Origin of the sequence: Sporolactobacillus sp. KGMB 08714, from assembly GCF_036598985.1 — a bacterium.
In the GTDB taxonomy this organism is placed as follows: Bacteria; Bacillota; Bacilli; order Bacillales; family Sporolactobacillaceae; genus Sporolactobacillus.
On record NZ_JAUUBW010000023.1, the window covers coordinates 153755 to 172028 of the forward strand.

At 52.3% G+C, this 18274-nt stretch carries 16 protein-coding genes; 15 read left to right on the forward strand and 1 reads right to left on the reverse strand.

Annotated features, from left to right (window positions below; all coding sequences use genetic code 11):
- The first annotated feature begins 216 nt into the window (after positions 1–216).
- Both Q6A92_RS11500 and argS read left to right on the forward strand, forming a co-directional pair.
- Complete coding sequence (locus tag Q6A92_RS11500) at positions 217–681, forward strand: DUF1934 domain-containing protein (protein ID WP_274398871.1); 465 nt, start codon at positions 217–219, stop codon at positions 679–681.
- A gap of 22 nt (positions 682–703) precedes the next feature.
- Positions 704–2374, forward strand: a complete 1671-nt coding sequence (argS, locus tag Q6A92_RS11505) for an arginine--tRNA ligase (RefSeq protein WP_274398870.1) — start codon at positions 704–706, stop codon at positions 2372–2374.
- Between the two features lie 117 nt (positions 2375–2491).
- On the opposite strand, the gene Q6A92_RS11510 is transcribed toward argS, so the two are convergent.
- A complete protein-coding gene (locus Q6A92_RS11510) occupies positions 2492–3703 on the reverse strand; it encodes a phospholipase D-like domain-containing protein (RefSeq protein WP_274398869.1) in 1212 nt (403 codons plus the stop codon).
- 409 nt (positions 3704–4112) lie between these two features.
- Here Q6A92_RS11510 and rpoE point away from each other — a divergent pair, with 409 nt between their 5' ends.
- From rpoE to Q6A92_RS11575, 13 genes are all read left to right on the forward strand, one after another.
- Positions 4113–4610: a DNA-directed RNA polymerase subunit delta gene (rpoE, locus tag Q6A92_RS11515; RefSeq protein WP_332238244.1), complete on the forward strand. Its 498-nt coding sequence runs from the start codon at positions 4113–4115 to the stop codon at positions 4608–4610.
- Positions 4611–4873: 263 nt separating this feature from the next.
- Positions 4874–6472, forward strand: a complete 1599-nt coding sequence (locus tag Q6A92_RS11520) for a CTP synthase (RefSeq protein ID WP_274398866.1) — start codon at positions 4874–4876, stop codon at positions 6470–6472.
- Positions 6473–6723: 251 nt separating this feature from the next.
- Entirely contained in the window at positions 6724–7125 is a 402-nt protein-coding gene (locus Q6A92_RS11525; protein ID WP_274398865.1) for a response regulator, read from the forward strand.
- Between the two features lie 362 nt (positions 7126–7487).
- On the forward strand, positions 7488–8783 hold the full coding sequence (locus tag Q6A92_RS11530; protein ID WP_332238245.1) for a UDP-N-acetylglucosamine 1-carboxyvinyltransferase: 1296 nt from the start codon (positions 7488–7490) through the stop codon (positions 8781–8783).
- A 274-nt stretch (positions 8784–9057) separates the two neighbouring features.
- A complete protein-coding gene (gene glpX / locus Q6A92_RS11535; RefSeq protein WP_274398863.1) occupies positions 9058–10041 on the forward strand; it encodes a class II fructose-bisphosphatase in 984 nt (327 codons plus the stop codon).
- A gap of 509 nt (positions 10042–10550) precedes the next feature.
- Entirely contained in the window at positions 10551–11825 is a 1275-nt protein-coding gene (gene rho / locus Q6A92_RS11540; protein WP_274398862.1) for a transcription termination factor Rho, read from the forward strand.
- A gap of 209 nt (positions 11826–12034) precedes the next feature.
- Positions 12035–12280, forward strand: coding sequence for a type B 50S ribosomal protein L31 (locus Q6A92_RS11545; protein WP_274399193.1), 246 nt, complete (start codon positions 12035–12037; stop codon positions 12278–12280).
- A 457-nt stretch (positions 12281–12737) separates the two neighbouring features.
- Entirely contained in the window at positions 12738–13310 is a 573-nt protein-coding gene (locus Q6A92_RS11550; RefSeq protein WP_274398861.1) for a thymidine kinase, read from the forward strand.
- A 107-nt stretch (positions 13311–13417) separates the two neighbouring features.
- Positions 13418–14491: a peptide chain release factor 1 gene (gene prfA, locus Q6A92_RS11555; RefSeq protein ID WP_274398860.1), complete on the forward strand. Its 1074-nt coding sequence runs from the start codon at positions 13418–13420 to the stop codon at positions 14489–14491.
- The gene (gene prmC / locus Q6A92_RS11560; RefSeq protein ID WP_332238246.1) at positions 14488–15363 is read left to right on the forward strand and encodes a peptide chain release factor N(5)-glutamine methyltransferase; all 876 of its coding nucleotides are present in this window, start codon (positions 14488–14490) and stop codon (positions 15361–15363) included. Before prfA ends, prmC begins: the two co-directional genes overlap by 4 nt.
- Before the next feature lie 65 nt (positions 15364–15428).
- Positions 15429–16085, forward strand: a complete 657-nt coding sequence (gene spoIIR / locus Q6A92_RS11565; RefSeq protein WP_332238247.1) for a stage II sporulation protein R — start codon at positions 15429–15431, stop codon at positions 16083–16085.
- Between the two features lie 176 nt (positions 16086–16261).
- Positions 16262–17305 (forward strand): L-threonylcarbamoyladenylate synthase, encoded by a 1044-nt coding sequence (locus Q6A92_RS11570; RefSeq protein ID WP_274398855.1) that lies wholly within the window; start codon positions 16262–16264, stop codon positions 17303–17305.
- A 345-nt stretch (positions 17306–17650) separates the two neighbouring features.
- Positions 17651–18193, forward strand: a complete 543-nt coding sequence (locus tag Q6A92_RS11575) for a manganese efflux pump MntP (RefSeq protein ID WP_274399191.1) — start codon at positions 17651–17653, stop codon at positions 18191–18193.
- Positions 18194–18274: the final 81 nt, after the last annotated feature.

An 18274-nucleotide genomic window follows, 5' to 3' on the forward strand; every position in this document is an offset into this window, starting at 1 on the left:
TTTCCGGCAATGCTTGAGAGACGGAACCGGCCGCGAAATGTCTGGATAAAAGCCGCTGCCGGATGGACGCAGATTTGGCAGAAACAGGTCGCACCTTGTAAAAAAAAAGCGGACTGAGTCTTGCCCGAGCGGAAGCATTATTTTATAGTAAAGTAAGTATGAATACAGGTGCGATTGTCTGATAGACGGACTTGCAGTCTGAGCGGAGGTGAGCGGATGAAGACTCATGAGGCCGAGATTGTCTTTACGAGCCGGACGATGAACAGGCAGCAGCCTGATGCCGATCAAATGACAAAATCCGTGCTGCGGGGACGCATTGCCGAAGGTGCGGGGAGTCTGTACCTGATTTTCAGTGCGGCGGTTCCGGAAGCCGGACCGGCCGATTATACAATTAAAATAAGCGGAGACGGCCGGGAGGCGCTGATTCGGCGCAAGGGCGCCGTTCCGCTCAGGCAGCCCCTGTTCGTCGGAACACCGGCGGAAGGGACGTACGAAACCCCCTTTGGAAAGCTGAAAACGGAAGCAACGGCATTGAAGATAGAATCATCCTGGGATCGGGAAACCCGTTCCGGAACGGCCGGCCTTATTTACGAAATGATGCTGGAGGGACAGTATAGCGGCCGATTCCGGCTCGATTTCCGGTTCAGAGGGATGAAGCAAAGCACTGATGATGGAGTCTGAACGCAATTTTGGAGGTTATAACATGACGATTGTCGAGCAAGTCAAGCAGCAATTAAAAGAAGAAATAAAACAGGCTGTGGTGAAAGCGGAACTGGCTCAGCCGGATCAGATTCCGGCTGTCGTTCTCGAAGCACCGAAGGATAAAGCGCATGGTGATTTTGCGTCCAATATGGCGATGCAGCTGGCGCGGATTGCGAAGAAGCCGCCGCGCAAAATCGCGGAAGAACTGGTTGAACATTTTGATAAAGAAAAGGGGCATATCCGCAAAATTGAAATCGCCGGGCCGGGATTTGTCAATTTTTTCCTGGATAATCGTTATCTGACGGATCTGATTCCGACAATCATCGAAGCGGGCGACAGATACGGCGCGACGACAAGCGGAGCCGGTAAGAAAGTGATGATCGAATTTGTCTCGGCCAATCCGACCGGAAATCTTCACCTTGGCCACGCGCGCGGGGCGGCAGTCGGCGACACGCTCTGCAAGCTGCTGAGGAAGGCCGGTTACGAGACGAGTGCTGAATATTATATTAACGACGGCGGCAACCAGATCACCAACCTGGCTGTGTCGCTTGAAGCGCGCTATCTTCAGGAACTCGGCAAGGATGCGGAGATCCCGGAGAACGGCTATCACGGCAAGGACATCATCGGACTGGCGAAACAGCTTGTGGCGGAGTACGGGAATACGCTCTCCGAAAAACCGGATGAGGAACGGATCCGGTTCTTTCGCCAATTCGGCGTCGGGCATCTCATGCGCGGCATTAAGAAAGATTTGGCCGACTTCCGGGTCACGTTCGATTGCTGGTATTCGGAGCGTTCGCTTTATGAAACGGGAAAAGTGGAGAATGCACTCGAACTTCTGAAAAGCAAAAGCGAAACGTATGAAAAAGACGGTGCCGTCTGGCTGAAAACCACTAAATACGGCGACGATAAGGACAGGGTCCTCGTTAAATCGGACGGCTCGTACACCTATTTTATGCCGGACATTGCCTACCATAAAGATAAGTTTGACCGCGGCTTTGACCGGCTGATCGATGTGTTCGGCGCCGATCACCACGGCTATGTGCCGCGGATGAAAGCAGCGGTGCAGGCACTCGGCTACGAACCCGGCCATTTGACTTTCCAGATTATTCAGCTTGTCAATCTGTTCAAAAACGGGGAAAAAGTGAAAATGAGCAAGCGGACCGGCAAAGCGGTCAGCATGCGCGAACTGATGGAGGACGTCGGTGTCGATGCGGCGCGTTATTTCTTCACGATGCGCAGTTCGGACAGCCATCTCGACTTTGATCTGGATCTGGCCATTTCCCACTCGAATGAAAATCCGGTTTACTACATTCAATATGCCTATGCCCGGATCGGCAGCATGCTGAAGAAAGCCGAAGCATTCGAACCGGCCGATTCCGCGGATCTTGATCTGGAGCTGCTTTCCGGTGAGAAAGAAATTGATTTGCTCAAAAAGCTGGGTGAATTTCCTGCCGTAGTCGCGGAAAGTGCCGCAAAACTGGCCATTCAGCACATTCCGTCCTATTTGTTTGAATTGGCGTCCAGCCTGCACAGTTTCTATAATGCGGAAAAAGTTCTGGACGAAGACAATGTCCCGCTCAGTAAAGCCCGTGTTGCTCTGATGAAAGCCGTCCGCATTACATTGAAAAACGGCCTGGATCTGATCGGCGTTTCCGCTCCGGAAAAAATGTAAACAGAAAACAGCAGCACGGCCCCCGATCGGAGGCCGTGTTTATTTTTAAAATCAAGACAACGGTTTTCGCTTTTCGTTTTCCCGGCCGTCAGACAGGCACAGGCCCCTTTGCAAGGATCATAAAAAGGGGCTGAGCCAGCCGGAACCGGCCGATTTCAGTTTTTCAAGAGGAGATCGTTCCCGGATCGCTTTCAACGTGACGGCAACCGACTCCTCGCGGATCTCCTTGTCAAACTGATCGAGAACGCTGCGAATAAGCGCGGGATCCTCGGTAAAACCCGAGAGTTCGTCGTTCCAGAAAAAACTGCGCCGGTCAAAATTGGCGGTGCCGGTGTAGCAGAGACGCCGATCGACGACAAAAACCTTGGAATGATAAAAGCCCTGATAGAAGTGGTACACGCGCGCACCTTTCTCGACAAGCGGACGGAGATAGAGATAAGAAGCCGGCTTGACGAACGGATGATCTTTTTTCATCGGCAGCAGAATCGTCAGCTCGACGCCGCGGTTCAGACAGCCGAGCAGCACGTTCATCAGTCCGGGACTTGGGATGAAATAAGGCGAGCCGATCATGATTGAGGAGCGGGCGGCCATGAATCTTTCGGCAAAAATATCCTCGATTTGTTTGCCGCTTGTTGCAATTAAGGCAAGCTGTGACGGCCCTTTGGTCGGCGCCGGGAAAAAAGCGGAGCTGTCCGCCGGCCGGCCGGCAGACAGCCGCCAGTCTTCGAGAAACAGGCGCTGAAGGTCGGCAACGCTTTCGCCCTCCACTCTCAGATGATTGTCATGCCAGGACCCCGTCTCCGCCTTATTGCCGATGTATTCCCGGCTGACGTTGAAACCGCCGAAAAAAGCAGTATGCCCGTCGATCACGGCAATTTTTCGATGATTGCGCCGGTTCAGGTAATAAAAAGTGAACGGAAATCCCGGCCTTCCGGAAAAAGCAATCTGCACACCGGCCCGGGTCAGTTCGGCTCTTTTCTTGCGGATGTCGCCGCTATTGAGATAATCGACCATGAGACGGACTTCGATACCTTCTCCGGCTTTCTTCTTCAGAAGATCAAGCCATCTGTTTCCGACATCGTCGGTTTTAAAAATAAAAAAGGATAAATGAACGTGGCTGCGGGCGTTTTCAATCGATTCCTGCATATCATTGAAGAGATCCCGCCCGTTTGTAAAATAACGGAGGCGGTTCATCCCGGTTCTAAACGGGCCTTTCGGAAGCGTCGGACGCTTCACCTTAATGCCTGTGTAAATATCGAGCAGGATGCCGGCAGTCAAAAGAACGGCCAGCAGCAAAATAATCAAAACGGCAGCGAGCAGGGCAGTCATCGATAGTTTGTTCCTCCAATCTGATTTTCACCGGTTCTCTGTTTCCGGATCCGGAACGGTAAAGCGTCTTGCTCTTAATATATCCCAATTTCAGCCGTGTATCGACAGAGAGAATGCGAAAGGCCGATTCAGGCTGATGCAGAAACGGAGAACTGCACATGCGGATCTGTCCGAAAAGATTCATGGGACCCGGACTTGATTTTAACATAGAAACAGATTATTGTATAAACTGTATAACCTTGTAGCGATCTTGCTCATCCTCGTTAAAGGCCGATCGGCTGCCGGGACTTCCGGTTATCGATAAAATTCTGTCAGCCGGCTGTCCCGTGAGGAGTTGAACGTGCCGGAACAGATGGTTCCGGCGGGAGCATTGCCCTCATTAAAGGGGGGGCATCGATGAAAGGAAAGGATGTTTCCATTGGCAGAACACGCAGTCGAGCAATCAAAAGTGGATCAATTGTACGATATATTGGCGAAAAGCAAGGAACCGAAGTCGTTTTATGAAATGACGGATCAGGTCTTTGAAAAAGGCGAAATTGAGGCGGACGACGGTGAAACGCTTGCCCGTCTGTACACGACGCTGTCGCTTGACGGACGGTTCCTGAGTCTCGGTAATAATCTCTGGGCTCTGCGCAACTGGTATCCGCTCGATCAGCGCGAAGACGACGCTGCCAAATCGCTCGGGCAGGCCGAAGCGCATAAAAGAAAAAGCAAGCTTGCCGAAGACGGATTCGATGATTATGACGAGTCGTACGACGAGGACGATGCTGACGATGATTCGGACGATGACGACGATCAGGATCTGGCTGACAATAATTCGGATGACGACGACTATGATGATCATGACGACGATGACGATGTCCAGCGCATTAAAAGAAATGTCAGCATCGACGACGAAGAAGAATGATTTCGGCGGGGTGTCTGCTGTTTTGCTGACAGTCCGGGAGCAGGAATGACTGCGTTTTTACGGACAAGGACTCTTGATTCACATCGGCAAGTCTGTTAGAATTGCAAAGGGCTATTATAGAACCGGTTTAATAAGGCAAAAGCGGGCCCTCCCAGGGGAGTGGTTTCGCTTTTGTTTTTTTATAAATTTATAAAAAAGAAAGCAGTTCAGCCGGATGCTGCGATGCACAACCGTGATGCTGTGAGAAGGGGGAAACGAAGAGGATGACAAAGTATATCTTTGTAACAGGGGGCGTTGTGTCGTCTCTCGGGAAGGGGATCACTGCTGCTTCCCTTGGACGGCTGCTGAAAAATCGCGGACTGAAGGTCACGATCCAGAAATTCGATCCGTACATTAATGTGGATCCGGGGACGATGAGCCCGTATCAGCATGGCGAAGTTTTCGTCACCGATGACGGAGCGGAAACCGATCTCGATCTCGGACATTATGAACGGTTTATCGACATTAATCTGAACAAGAACAGCAACGTCACGACGGGCAAAATCTATTCGACCGTGCTGAAGAAGGAACGACGGGGCGATTATTTAGGAAGAACGGTACAAGTAATCCCCCATATTACGAACGAAATTAAGGACCGTGTTTTTCGTGCCGGGACAACGACGGGCGCTGATGTTGTCATTACGGAAATCGGCGGCACCGTCGGCGATATTGAAAGCCTGCCGTTTCTTGAAGCGATTCGCCAGATCAAGAGCAACGTCGGCCTGGAGAATGTGCTTTATCTCCATTGCACACTGATTCCTTATCTGCGGGCGGCCGGCGAGATGAAGACGAAACCGACGCAGCACAGTGTCAAGGAATTGCGCAGCCTGGGCATCCAGCCGAATGTCATTGTTGTCCGTACAGAACTGCCGATCTCGCAGGAAATGAAAGATAAGATCGCTTTGTTCTGCGACATCGATAAAAAAGCAGTGATCGAGGCACGCGATGCGGAGACACTGTATCAGGTCCCGCTGCAGCTTCAGGATCAGCACCTTGACGATATTGTCTGTGAAAAACTGCAGCTTCCGGCCGGAACAGCCGATATGAGCCAGTGGCATGATCTTGTGGACAAGGTTCTTCATCCAAAGAAGCAGGTTAAAATCGGGCTTGTCGGGAAATACGTGGAACTTCAGGACGCCTACATCTCGGTTGTCGAAGCGCTGAAACACGGCGGATACAACTTTGACGCCGAAGTGCACGTCGAATATATCAATTCAGAAGATCTTCATCCCGGCAACGTCGATGTCTTGAAAGATGTCCGCGGCATCATCGTCCCCGGCGGTTTCGGCGAGCGCGGCATCGAGGGAAAAATTCTGGCCATTCAGTATGCACGCGAACACAAGGTGCCGTTCCTGGGCGTCTGTCTCGGCATGCAGCTGGCATCGATTGAGTTTGCCCGTCACGTGCTCGGGCTGTCCGGCGCCGATTCTGCGGAGTTCGACGAGACGGCTGCGGAACCGATTATCGATCTTCTTCCGGAACAGAAGGATGTCGAAGATATGGGCGGAACGCTGCGCCTCGGCCTTTATCCGTGCAAGATACGCAAGGAGACGAAGGCTTATGCGGCTTACGGAAAGGAAATTATCTATCAGCGCCATCGCCATCGCTACGAATTCAATAACGAGTACCGCAAGCAGATGGCTGAGCATGGAGTCGTTTTTTCCGGACTGAGCCCGGACAACAGGCTTGTTGAAATGATCGAACTCAGCGATCATCCGTGGTTCGTAGCCTGCCAGTTTCATCCTGAGTTCAAGTCAAGGCCGACACGTCCCGAACCTCTATTCCGCGATTTTGTAGGTGCGGCACTGAAAAATGAACGTTAAAACCTGTACTTCCTGCCTGAATCTGCACGATTCTGCATCAAACGGATTTTCACCGGCAGAAATTGAATCCGGCAGGCGGATGAATCATTTCCGCCTGCCGTCTTTTTTATTGAGAAAAGTTCACTTTTAAATGAGACAAAAAGAAGGACATTCGTTAAGCCGCCTAGAATATTCAGAAAGTATTCCAAAATGGTGAATTTGTGCAGCCGACATGAAATCAGGCATCCTCAGACAGGAAAAGAGGCACAGGAATGGAAAATACTGCAGCGGATCATGGCGTGAAACTATTGATCGTGGATGACCAGTATGGCATCCGGCTTCTTCTCAATGAAATTTTTCAAAAAGAAGGATATCGAACCCTGCTCGCTTCGAGCGGCCCGCAGGCGCTGAAGGCGGTTCATGAACACGATCCGGTACTTGTCCTGCTGGATATGAAGATTCCGGGCATGAATGGCCTCGAGACTTTAAAAAGGATCAAGCAGGAAAAGCCGGAAGTTAAAGTTGTGATTATGACCGCATACGGCGATCAGGATATCATTCGAAATGCAATAGCCGGCGGTGCGATTGCTCATTTTTCAAAACCGTTCGATCTTCAGGAACTGACGGATCTTGTAAAAAGGGAAGCGCCGCCTGAAATACAGACGAATCGCTAAAAAAATGAAACAGGCCGACGTACCGGCTGCGTCATCCAGCGATCCTGCAACGAGCGGCGGCACGATTTTCTTTTTTGTGCTATACTGTGGGTGATAGCTCAATGCACGGCATCGTACAAGGGATCCTTTATCCGTGAAAGGCGGAGAGCAGACGGGTTTGCACCAGATTTTTAAAAGGCGGAATGCGGTCCGTAGACTTCGGATCTGAAAAAAACTTTTCTAAAAATGGTAAGGATACCTATGTCCGTACATAGAATGATTTAGCCGGCCTGCCCATTTTTCAGCGGAGATTCTGCCGATTTTTCCGGCGATTATGAGAATGGCTTACAAAGCGATTGAATCGAAAAGGAAGAATTTTGACCATGGAAAAATTACTGATTGAAGGCGGCCACATTCTGAGCGGCTCCGTTCAGGTGAGCGGAGCAAAGAACAGTGCGGTCGCACTGATCCCGGCGACTATTCTTGCCGACTCGCCCGTAACTATCGACCAGCTTCCCGATATTTCGGATGTCCAGACGCTTTGCCGGCTGCTTCGCGAAATAGGCGGCAAAATTACTTTTCATGATAATACGCTGATCATCGATCCGAGAGAAATGGTGGACATGCCGCTTCCGAACGGTTCGGTTAAGAAGCTTCGTGCCTCGTACTATTTGATGGGGGCGATGCTCGGCCGTTTCCACAAAGCCGTCATCGGCCTTCCGGGCGGATGCAACCTGGGGCCGCGTCCGATTGATCAGCACATCAAGGGTTTTGAAGCACTCGGAGCCAAAGTGACGAATGAACGCGGTGCGATTTATCTGCGTGCAAAGGAACTGAGAGGCGCACGGATCTATCTGGACGTGGTCAGCGTCGGGGCGACGATCAACATCATGCTGGCTGCGGTCAGGGCTAAGGGTCAGACGGTGATTGAAAATGCGGCCAAAGAACCGGAAATTATTGATGTGGCAACGCTTCTGACAAGCATGGGCGCAAAGATCAAGGGAGCGGGTACCGATGTGATCCGTGTCGACGGTGTCGATACGCTCCACGGCTGCCGCCACATGATCATCCCTGACAGGATTGAGGCAGGAACGTTCATGATTATCGGCGCGGCGGAAGGCCGGGAGCTTCTGATCGACAATGTTATCCCTCAGCACGTGGAATCGCTGACGGCCAAGCTGCTTGAGATGGGAGCGGATGTCCAGGTCGGCGAAGACCAGATCCTCGTTTCGAAAAGCAGGGGAAGCCTGAAAAGCGCCGATGTAAAGACGCTTGTCTATCCGGGATTCCCAACCGATCTGCAGCAGCCGCTGACCAGTCTGCTGACACAGGCGGTCGGAACAAGCATTATTACCGATACAATTTACGGAGCACGTTTCAAGCATATTGATGAATTGCGGCGTATGGGTGCCAGTGTCAAAGTGGAAGGCCGGTCGGCCATTCTGAGCGGTCCAGCAGGGCTGGAAGGAGCACGCGTCAAGGCGACCGATCTTCGGGCGGGTGCCTCTCTTGTGATTGCCGGGCTGATCGCTGACGGCATTACGGAAATTGCCGGCGTGGAGCATATTGACCGCGGCTACGACCATCTGATGGAAAAGCTGCAGGGAATCGGTGCTCATGTCTGGCGTGAACCGCTATTGGATGAGGAGGTCCGCGAAAGCCTGAAGGAGCAGGAATAAGCCCATCCGGCTGAAGCGGAACTTTCGCAAGCAGAGTTAGAGCTGCAGAAATGAATGACAGAGGATCCGCTGCGGCATACGGACCCTGATATTTATAAATATGGAACAGAGGCGGCGCACTGGCCGGGATTTTTCGTCCGGATGATGCGCGCCTTTTTTTAATGCTTCGTTATAAAAGCGCTTTCCAAAAGAGGCTAAATAGTGTATCATATTTAATGAAATATAACTCATATATGACATGTGACAGCAATCTCTTTGAAAAGGGGCTAATGACGTGGAAAGAAGTTTGTCAATGGAACTTGTCCGGGTGACGGAAGCGGCAGCCCTGGGATCGGCAAGATGGATGGGGCTTGGTAAAAAAGATGAGGCGGATGAAGCGGCAACTTCATCCATGCGTCGTGTTTTCGATACGATTCCGATGCGCGGAACTGTTGTGATCGGCGAAGGGGAGATGGACCATGCACCGATGCTTTATATCGGTGAGCGGCTCGGCACGGGCTGCGGACCCGAAGTCGATGTCGCGGTTGATCCGCTTGAAGGAACGAGCATCGTAGCGGCAGGTTCGTGGAATGCGATGGCTGTGCTGGCGGTCGCCGATCACGGCCATCTGCTGCATGCGCCGGATATGTATATGGATAAGCTGGCTGTCGGATGCGAAGCGGCGGGGAAGGTCGACATTGATGCTCCGGTGGCCGATAATCTGCGGGCGGTAGCGAAGGCCAAAGGAAAGGACGTCTGCGATCTGGTCGTGACCGTTCTGGACAGGGAACGGCATGAACGGCTGATTGCCGAGATCCGCAAAGCGGGGGCGCGAATCAAACTGATTCCCGCGGGAGATATTGCCGGTGCGTTAAATGCAGCATTTGACAAGACGGGGGTAGATATGCTGCTTGGGTCGGGAGGCGCACCTGAAGGCGTGATTTCGGCGGTGGCAATGAAGTGTCTGGGTGGTGATTTCCAGGGCCGGCTTCTGCCCCGCTCCGTTCATGAAAAGGAACGCTGCCGCCGTATGGGGATCGAGGATCCGGGCAAGGTCCTGCGCATGGAGGATCTGGTCAGCGGCGATGATGCGATTTTTGCCGCTACAGGCGTAACGGACGGCGAATTGCTGCGGGGCGTTCGTTATCCCAAGGCGGACCGGGGCGAGACCCATTCACTGGTCATGCGTGCAAAATCGGGCACACTCCGTTTTATTAACGGGGCACACATCCTCAGCCGGAAACCGGGTCTCGTGCTTCCTGAAATACAGGTAGTCTGAGAAAAGGGATTAGAAGAACATATTGAAAAGAAAAAATGGAAAAACGCGGATGAATTGTTTTCCGTGTTTTTTATTTGCCCGAAGGTGCAGCCGGAACAGCGGACGGCAGCGGAAATACCGTCCCGGTCCCAGTCTGCCGCCGAAGTTTTCGTTTTTTTAATGTTGTAAGAGTTGCTAAAACGGGTATAATGTGATAAAAAAGAAATAGAATAAGTTTAAAATCGGGTGAATTAGGCAGTTCGATCAGTGGCTCAGTCTGCGATCTGATTATGGAGACGGGTTGTCCGTTTCCTGATCGCCTCATCAGCTTGTGTTCGCGCAAGTGATACTCTTTCAAATGAGCTCCAGTTTTCTCTCCGGCGCACAGCAACGTGCGGGCTTCTTACATTTCGGGCATGAAACCATGCCGACGGCAAGCATCAGCATGAGACCTTCTAAATTAAACACCTTTCACCATAAAAGACAATCGAAAAAATGGCAATACAACTCTAAAGAAGTGTGGTGCGATAATGACAATAACATTAGCAGAATTGGAAAATATGAAACTGAAAGAATTATATGAGCATGCTAAGGAATTCAAAGTATCCTATTACAGCAAACTGACCAAACGCGAACTGATTTTTTCGATATTGAAGAAGCAGGCGGAACAGGATGGGCTGTCCCTGATGGAAGGCATTCTGGAAATCATTCCGACGGAAGGGTTCGGTTTCCTGCGCCCGATCAACTATTCACCGAGTTCGGAGGATATTTATATTTCTGCTTCACAGATTCGCCGCTTCGACCTGCGCAATGGCGATAAAGTAACGGGCAAGGTACGGCCGCCGAAAGAAAACGAGCGCTATTTCGGCCTGCTGAGGGTTGAGGCGATCAATGGGGAAAATCCCGATACGGCGAAAGAACGGGTCCATTTTCCGGCGCTGACTCCGCTCTACCCGAACCGGCAGATGATTTTAGAAACAACGAGAGAAAGCTTTTCGACGCGGATTATCGATATGATCTCTCCGGTCGGATTCGGGCAGCGCGGACTGATTGTCGCGCCTCCGAAGGCCGGAAAGACAACGCTGCTGAAAGAGATTGCAAACAGCGTCAGCATCAATTATCCGAACGTGGAACTGATGGTTCTGCTTGTCGATGAGCGGCCTGAGGAAGTGACGGATATCGAACGCTCGGTCAAAGGAGATGTCGTCAGCTCGACCTTTGACGAAGTGCCCGAGAATCATGTAAAAGTATCGGAGCTTGTGCTTGAGCGGGCCATGCGTCTCGTTGAGCACAAGCGGGACGTCGTCATCCTCATGGACAGCCTGACCCGGCTGGCACGTGCCTACAATCTTGTCATTCCGCCGAGCGGCCGCACGCTTTCCGGCGGGATCGATCCCGCGGCTTTCCACAAACCGAAAAAGTTCTTCGGTGCGGCGCGGAATATTGAAGAAGGCGGCAGCCTGACGATTTTGGCCACGGCGCTGATCGACACGGGATCGCGTATGGACGACGTGATTTATGAAGAGTTCAAGGGAACAGGCAACATGGAACTGCACCTCGACCGCCGTCTCGCGGAACGGCGCATTTTCCCGGCAATCGATATCCGCCGTTCGGGAACGAGAAAAGAGGAACTGCTGATCAGTCAGGATCATCTTGAAAAACTGTGGACCATGCGCAAGACGATGGATGAATCACAGGAATTTGTGGAACATTTTTATAAACGGATCAGGGAAACCAAGTCGAATCAGGAATTTTTCGATCTGTTTGATAAGGAAAAAAGCGGCCTGATTCATGCACAGAGCTGACAGCACGTTCATTGTGCGGCCTGCTGCGGCCGCTCTTCGTTTCGGTATAGACGATTTTCTGCCGGATGAAGGCTGCGGCCGCCTGTCTACGCAAGCACGCGGAACGGACGCTTGCAAATCGCCGGCCGGCTTGCTATAATACTCGTTGTGCATTATGCTATCAGACTCTGGCTTGAGAGAACAGTCAGGGCGAAAAGGAGATGAATGAGATGAAAGCAGGCATCCATCCTGATTACCATCCCGTTGTATTTATGGACGCAAGCACCGGTTTCAAATTTCTGAGCGGTTCTACAAAAACATCGAATCAAACGATCAAGTGGGAAGACGGCAACGAATATCCGCTGATAACGGTCGAAATCAGTTCCGATTCGCATCCGTTTTATACAGGCCGCCAGAAATTTGCAGACAAGGGCGGCCGTGTCGATCGATTTAAGAAGAAATATAACATCAAATGATCTGGTTTTGATATTCGGCAGGAAATTAAAACGGCTTTTTCGATCGGCACAGGATTTGTTTTTCAACTGTGCCATGCGGAATCGGCCGTTTTCGCTTTTTTGAACCTGAGAGGCAGAAAATGCGGGCAGGGCATCCTGCCTGTTTTTTTATACCGCGGAAAGTATAAAATAGGATAAGCGGCCGAATGGGAAGCGCCGCGTCCTGCGGCCCCGTCCCTGCAGCGAAGGCCTGTCTGCGCCGGAGGCCTGGCGAGGCCGGATTTTCCAATGAAAATAATGCTCGGCCTTAAGGAAAAACCTTGGCTGTTTAGCCGCCGGCCGATTCTTTTGCAGCGCAGCCGGTCGGATCCGGCCGGGTTCTGATAGGAAACACACGCTGAAACACGGGAAAGCTGCTGAATCCGGCCGGCGGTTAGATCGGAACAATGATTTTTAAGACGCGGAAGGGAAGAAAAAAATGGCACAGCTCTTCTTCAAGTATGGAACGATGAACAGCGGCAAATCGATTGAGATCATTAAAGTCGCGCACAGCTACGAGAAACAGGGGAAACCCGTTCTGCTGTTTACATCGGGTCTGGACAATCGGGACGGAGTCGGATCGATTTCCAGCCGGATCGGATTCAAGCGAAAGGCGATTCCGATTTTTCCCGAAACCGATATTTTCAGCATCGTCTGCGATTATCAACCGCGGCCTTACTGTGTTCTGGTCGATGAAGCCCAGTTTCTGACGAAAGTCCATGTGCTTCAGCTGGCGAAAATAGTCGATGAATGCCATATTCCCGTGATGGGATTCGGACTCAAAAATGATTTTCGCAATGAGCTGTTTGAAGGAAGCAAGTATCTGCTGCTCTATGCCGACAAGATCGAAGAAATAAAAACGATCTGCTGGTTCTGCGAGAGAAAAGCAACGATGAATCTGAGGATTGACGGCAACGGAAAACCGGTCTACAGCGGCGATCAGATTCAGATCGGCGGCAATGAGAGCTATTATCCGGTCTGCAGGCGCTGCTATCTGCATCCGCCAATCTGACACGGTTCGTCCGCCTGTTTTTGACGCGTTAAAGAAACGTATAATATAATGATTAAAGAATCATACACGGATGCCGGATGCTTTTCTGCAATAGATGGGGTGAAAAAATGTTTGAACGATTACAGACGCTGGAGGAGCGCTATGAGAAACTGAACCAGCTTCTGGCCGATCCCGACGTGGTCAACAATCCGAAAAAGCTGCGCGACTATTCAAAGGAGCAGTCGGATCTTCAGGAGATCGTCGCCGTCTACCGGAGTTATAAAAAAACGATTGCTGAACTCGGCGATGCGAAAACCATGCTCGACGACCGGATGGACGCCGGTATGAAAGAAATGGTTCACGATGAGATCGACCGTCTCGGGGCCGAGAAAGCGTCGCTTGAAGAGCGGCTCAAGCGGCTGCTCATTCCGAAGGATCCGAACGATGACCGCAATGTGATCGTTGAGATCCGCAGTGCGGCGGGCGGCGATGAGGCGGCACTGTTTGCGGGCGACTTGTTTAAGATGTATTCACGTTACGCCGAACAGCAGAACTGGAAGACAGAGATTGTCGATGCCAGCCCGAATGAAATCGGAGGCTATAAGGAAATCGTCTTTATGGTTACCGGCAAGGGCGCATATTCCAGGCTGAAGTATGAAAACGGCGCGCACCGCGTTCAGCGGGTGCCGGAAACGGAATCGGGAGGGCGGATTCACACGTCGACCGCAACAGTAGCCGTTCTTCCGGAAGCAGAAGAGGTCGAGGTCGAGCTGAACGAGAAGGACATCCGTGTCGACCGTTTCGCTTCCAGCGGTCCCGGCGGGCAGAGCGTCAACACAACGATGTCGGCGATCCGGCTGACACATATCCCGACCGGCATTGTTGTCTCCTGCCAGGAGGAGCGATCGCAGATCAAAAATAAAGAAAAGGCGATGAAAGTGCTGCGCGCCCGCGTCTATGACAAATATCGAAGAGAAGCGCAGGCGAAGTACGATTCGACAAGAAAATCGGCAGTGGGCAGCGGAGACCGTTCCGAACGGATCCGTACTTACAACTTTTCTCAGAATCGCGTGACCGATCACCGGATCGGGCTGACCGTTCACCAGCTCGACCAGGTCCTGAACGGAAAACTTGACGAAATTATCAACGCGCTGATTTTAAATGAACAGGCGAAAAAAATGGAACAGGCGGATGTCCGGTGACATGGAAACGATTTGAAGCGCTCAGGTGGGCGTCCTCTTTTTTAAAAAAATACAATCGCGACGAAAACATCGGCGAAATTCTGCTTTGCAGCAGGCTCGGCCTGACGCGGACGGATCTTCTGGCCGATATCCGCGAACCGCTCTCGGATCAGGACGCCGCCTGGCTGAGAGAGCATATCATGGAGCATGCGCTGAAAGGGACGCCTGCCCAGTATATGATCGGACAGACGCCGTTTTACGGCCGCCTGTTCAAGGTGACTCCCGATGTACTGATTCCGCGCCCGGAAACGGAAGAACTGGTTTACCGGGTCGGGGTCTGGGCCAAGCGATTTTTCGCTGCCGGCTCCCGATTGTCCGTCTGCGATATTGGGACCGGCAGCGGAGCGATTGCCGTGACGCTTGCTCTGGAACATCCCGAATGGCGGGTGGCCGCAGTCGATATCTCAGCCAATGCGCTTGTGATTGCCGAGGAAAACGCGAAGATTCTGGGGGCGCCGGTCCTGTTCCGGAAGGGCAGCCTGCTTGAACCGTTCAAAGGCGGAGCGTTCGATGTGCTTGTTTCCAATCCTCCCTATATATCCTGCCTGGAAATGGGGGAATTGAGCGACACGGTGAAGAATTATGAACCGCATCTGGCCTTGTTCGGCGGGGAAGACGGCCTCGATTTTTATCGCCGGATTCTGCAGATACTTCCGGCAATCATCGGGAGCAGGCCCCGTATTCTGCTGGCGTTCGAGATCGGCGCTTCGCAAGGCCCGGCGGTACAGGCACTGGTGGAACAGGCATTTCCGGGCCGGATTGAAAATCTGGCGGTTGAAAAGGATCTGTCGGGGCGCGACCGCAACGTTCTGGCTGTCATCGAGAAAAAATAATCTCCGCCGGGCATGTTTAGTTTCCCGTCTTCCTGACTACAATGTCGGATAAGGAGGCGGGTCTCATGAAAAAATCCTTATCCGCATTTATTCTATTATCTATCACTCTAGCATCTGTTTTTTTCTTCTGGCAAAACGGTCCGTTCCAGGCGGCCGGGCAGGGACCGATCCCGCAGGATGCGATCCGGCTGCGTATTCTTGCAAACAGCGACACGCCCGCCGATCAGGCAGTGAAACGCCAGGTGCGCGATGCGGTCAACAGCAACATCACCGGCTGGGTCAGAGATCTGAAATCGGAGAAGCAGGCCGATACGGTCATCCGCTCTCACATGCCTGAACTGCGGCAGATTGTCAGGCAAACGCTGCGCAAGGTTCATGCAAGTGAGACTTTCAATATAAAACTCGGAGAGGCGGACTTTCCGACAAAAATGTACGGAAATTATGTCTACCCTGCCGGAAAATATAAGGCTCTGGTGCTCTCACTCGGTGACGGGAAGGGAGCCAACTGGTGGTGTGTCCTGTTTCCTCCGCTCTGTTTCCTCGACTTTTCCAACAGCGAGGCGGTCAGGGACAACTATACAAATGGCATATCCGGCTCTGCGCAGAAGGCTTCAATGAAAACCGCAGCGGCCGGCCGGGCAGGGGCTCAGGCCAAGCAGGTTGAAGTTCACTCGTTCGTCTTTGACTTTGTTGTGAAACTCTGGGATGCAGTGATGGGATAAAAGGCGGGGCTCGCGGCGGACCGTTGAGGGGCACAGCCTAAGAATGGTAAAATGGTGTATACTGATAGCAAATATAAAGCAAACGGACCGGCCGAAAAGCCGGTTTTTGCAGTGTGGTGATCTGAAAGCAAACGGGACGGAGCGGTTAATTTATTGAATAAAAAGGAGAAATCGTCATGGTAGAGACAAAACAGTGGCGGGCGGATCCTCAGGCCGCCGGGCTGGAAAATGATCCGCAGATCAAAGCTGCGGCGCAATGCCTGATCGAAGGTGAGGTCGTCGCTTTTCCTACGGAAACGGTGTACGGACTGGGGGGAAATGCGAAATCAAGAGAACCGATTAAGAAAATATATGAAGCAAAAGGAAGGCCGAGCGACAATCCGCTGATTGTTCATGTTGCGACGCTGGAGCAGGTCAGGGAAATCTGTACGGAGATCAATCCGATTGCCAAAAAACTGATGGATACTTTTTGGCCGGGGCCGCTGACCCTCGTTCTGCCTTCGCGCGGCGAAGTATCCGATGCAGTAACGGCCGGACTGTCGACCGTAGCGATCCGAATGCCGGACCATCCGGTAGCCCGCGCGTTGATCCGTGCAGCCCATTTGCCGATCGCGGCCCCGTCGGCGAATCGGTCCGGGCATCCGAGCCCGACGAAAGCCGAGCATGTACTGCATGACCTGGACGGCCGTATCGCCGGAATCATTGACGGCGGCGAGACCGGGGTGGGCGTCGAATCCACTGTTGTCGACTGCACAACCACGCCCGTTACCATTCTTCGTCCCGGAGGCATTTCCCGCGAACAGCTGATTGAGGCAATCGGTCCGGTTGCCGACGACCCGGCCATGACCCGCCCGGATCAGACTCCAAAAGCACCGGGAATGAAGTACAAGCATTATGCTCCGGAAGCCGTCATGTATCTAGTGCCGGGCGGCGGGGAACAGATCCGCGGCCTCGTCGCTCACGAGAAAAACAGCGATCGGCGGGTCGGCGTTCTGACGACGGAAGAAAACAGAACCCGTTATCCGCTTGCCGATGTCGTGCTTGCCTGCGGCCGGCGAAGTGAGCCGGAAAGCGTTGCCCACAATCTGTTCGCCGTACTCAGGGATTTTGACAGCAGAAAAGTCGATGTAATCTATAGCGAAACGTTTGCGGAAGAAGGCATCGGCAAGGCGATTATGAACCGTCTGTCCAAAGCGGCGGCCGGCCGGGTCATAGAGTAGGAAACGTCCGGCTTTTGCAGAAAGAGAACCGGGCGCTGCCTGCTGCCCGGGACCGTCGGGCAGACATAAAAGATAGATGCTTGATTAAACGTTTATTTCATAGGTTGGAATTCCGTAAGCCCAGATTTTTTCTTTTTTGAAGAAGAAATCTGGGCTTCTGTGCGCAGAGCGGCTTCATGTGAAGCCGCTGTATCCGCAATTTGGCATTCTAAGCCGCGCAGCATCTGGCTTTCTCATCAAAACGTTTCATTTCTCCTTCTATTGTCCGGTGGACATGCATAAAGTGATTTACGGGACAGGAAGGGGGGAGCGGGCTTGACGGCAGCTGATCTGATCGGCGAAGGCATGACCTTATGTATGATGGCGCTGGCTCTCGGGATGGATGCCTTTTCTGTGTGCATGGGAATGGGCATGAGCGATTTTCGGCTGAGACAGGCCGTGAAAATCGGCACGATGATCGGTTTTTTTCACTCGCTGATGCCGCTTGCCGGCATGGCTCTCGGGCACATTCTGTCCCATCGTTTCGGTGATATTGCCGGAAGAGCCGGCGGCGTTCTTCTGATTCTGATTGGGATCCAGATGATCTTTTCCGTAATGAGCCGTGACCGGGGACCGAAAGAATTGATCTACACGACAGACGCCGGACTGATGCTTTTTGCCATCAGTGTCAGCATTGATAGTTTTTCGGTCGGACTCAGCATGGGCATTTTCGGAGCGAGAGTCATGTTCACGATTCTCCTTTTCGGCCTGCTGAGTATGATTATGGCCTGGGCCGGTTTTTTTGTCGGAAGACGAACCCATCGTTTTTTCGGGCGGTATGGGGAGGCGCTGGGCGGCATGATCATGTTCATATTCGGCTTAAAGCTGCTGTTTCACCTTCATCTCTGACCGAAGGCGAACGGAGCATTTGTCAGGCTGACTCATGTAGTTCAAGATGGGTCCGATCTGCAGAATGCGGCAGGCGGATAC

What these genes read in the sequence shown, in the direction of transcription:
- Q6A92_RS11570 (WP_274398855.1), top strand. Translation starts at nt 16,262, where the DNA reads ATGGTAGAGACAAAACAGTGGCGGGCGGATCCTCAGGCCGCCGGGCTG.
- prfA (WP_274398860.1), top strand. Translation starts at nt 13,418, where the DNA reads ATGTTTGAACGATTACAGACGCTGGAGGAGCGCTATGAGAAACTGAAC.
- spoIIR (WP_332238247.1), top strand. Translation starts at nt 15,429, where the DNA reads ATGAAAAAATCCTTATCCGCATTTATTCTATTATCTATCACTCTAGCA.
- Q6A92_RS11545 (WP_274399193.1), top strand. Translation starts at nt 12,035, where the DNA reads ATGAAAGCAGGCATCCATCCTGATTACCATCCCGTTGTATTTATGGAC.
- Q6A92_RS11520 (WP_274398866.1), top strand. Translation starts at nt 4,874, where the DNA reads ATGACAAAGTATATCTTTGTAACAGGGGGCGTTGTGTCGTCTCTCGGG.
- Q6A92_RS11530 (WP_332238245.1), top strand. Translation starts at nt 7,488, where the DNA reads ATGGAAAAATTACTGATTGAAGGCGGCCACATTCTGAGCGGCTCCGTT.
- Q6A92_RS11500 (WP_274398871.1), top strand. Translation starts at nt 217, where the DNA reads ATGAAGACTCATGAGGCCGAGATTGTCTTTACGAGCCGGACGATGAAC.
- Q6A92_RS11550 (WP_274398861.1), top strand. Translation starts at nt 12,738, where the DNA reads ATGGCACAGCTCTTCTTCAAGTATGGAACGATGAACAGCGGCAAATCG.
- Q6A92_RS11525 (WP_274398865.1), top strand. Translation starts at nt 6,724, where the DNA reads ATGGAAAATACTGCAGCGGATCATGGCGTGAAACTATTGATCGTGGAT.
- Q6A92_RS11510 (WP_274398869.1), bottom strand. Translation starts at nt 3,703, where the DNA reads ATGACTGCCCTGCTCGCTGCCGTTTTGATTATTTTGCTGCTGGCCGTT.
- argS (WP_274398870.1), top strand. Translation starts at nt 704, where the DNA reads ATGACGATTGTCGAGCAAGTCAAGCAGCAATTAAAAGAAGAAATAAAA.
- rpoE (WP_332238244.1), top strand. Translation starts at nt 4,113, where the DNA reads ATGTTTCCATTGGCAGAACACGCAGTCGAGCAATCAAAAGTGGATCAA.
- Q6A92_RS11575 (WP_274399191.1), top strand. Translation starts at nt 17,651, where the DNA reads ATGACCTTATGTATGATGGCGCTGGCTCTCGGGATGGATGCCTTTTCT.
- rho (WP_274398862.1), top strand. Translation starts at nt 10,551, where the DNA reads ATGACAATAACATTAGCAGAATTGGAAAATATGAAACTGAAAGAATTA.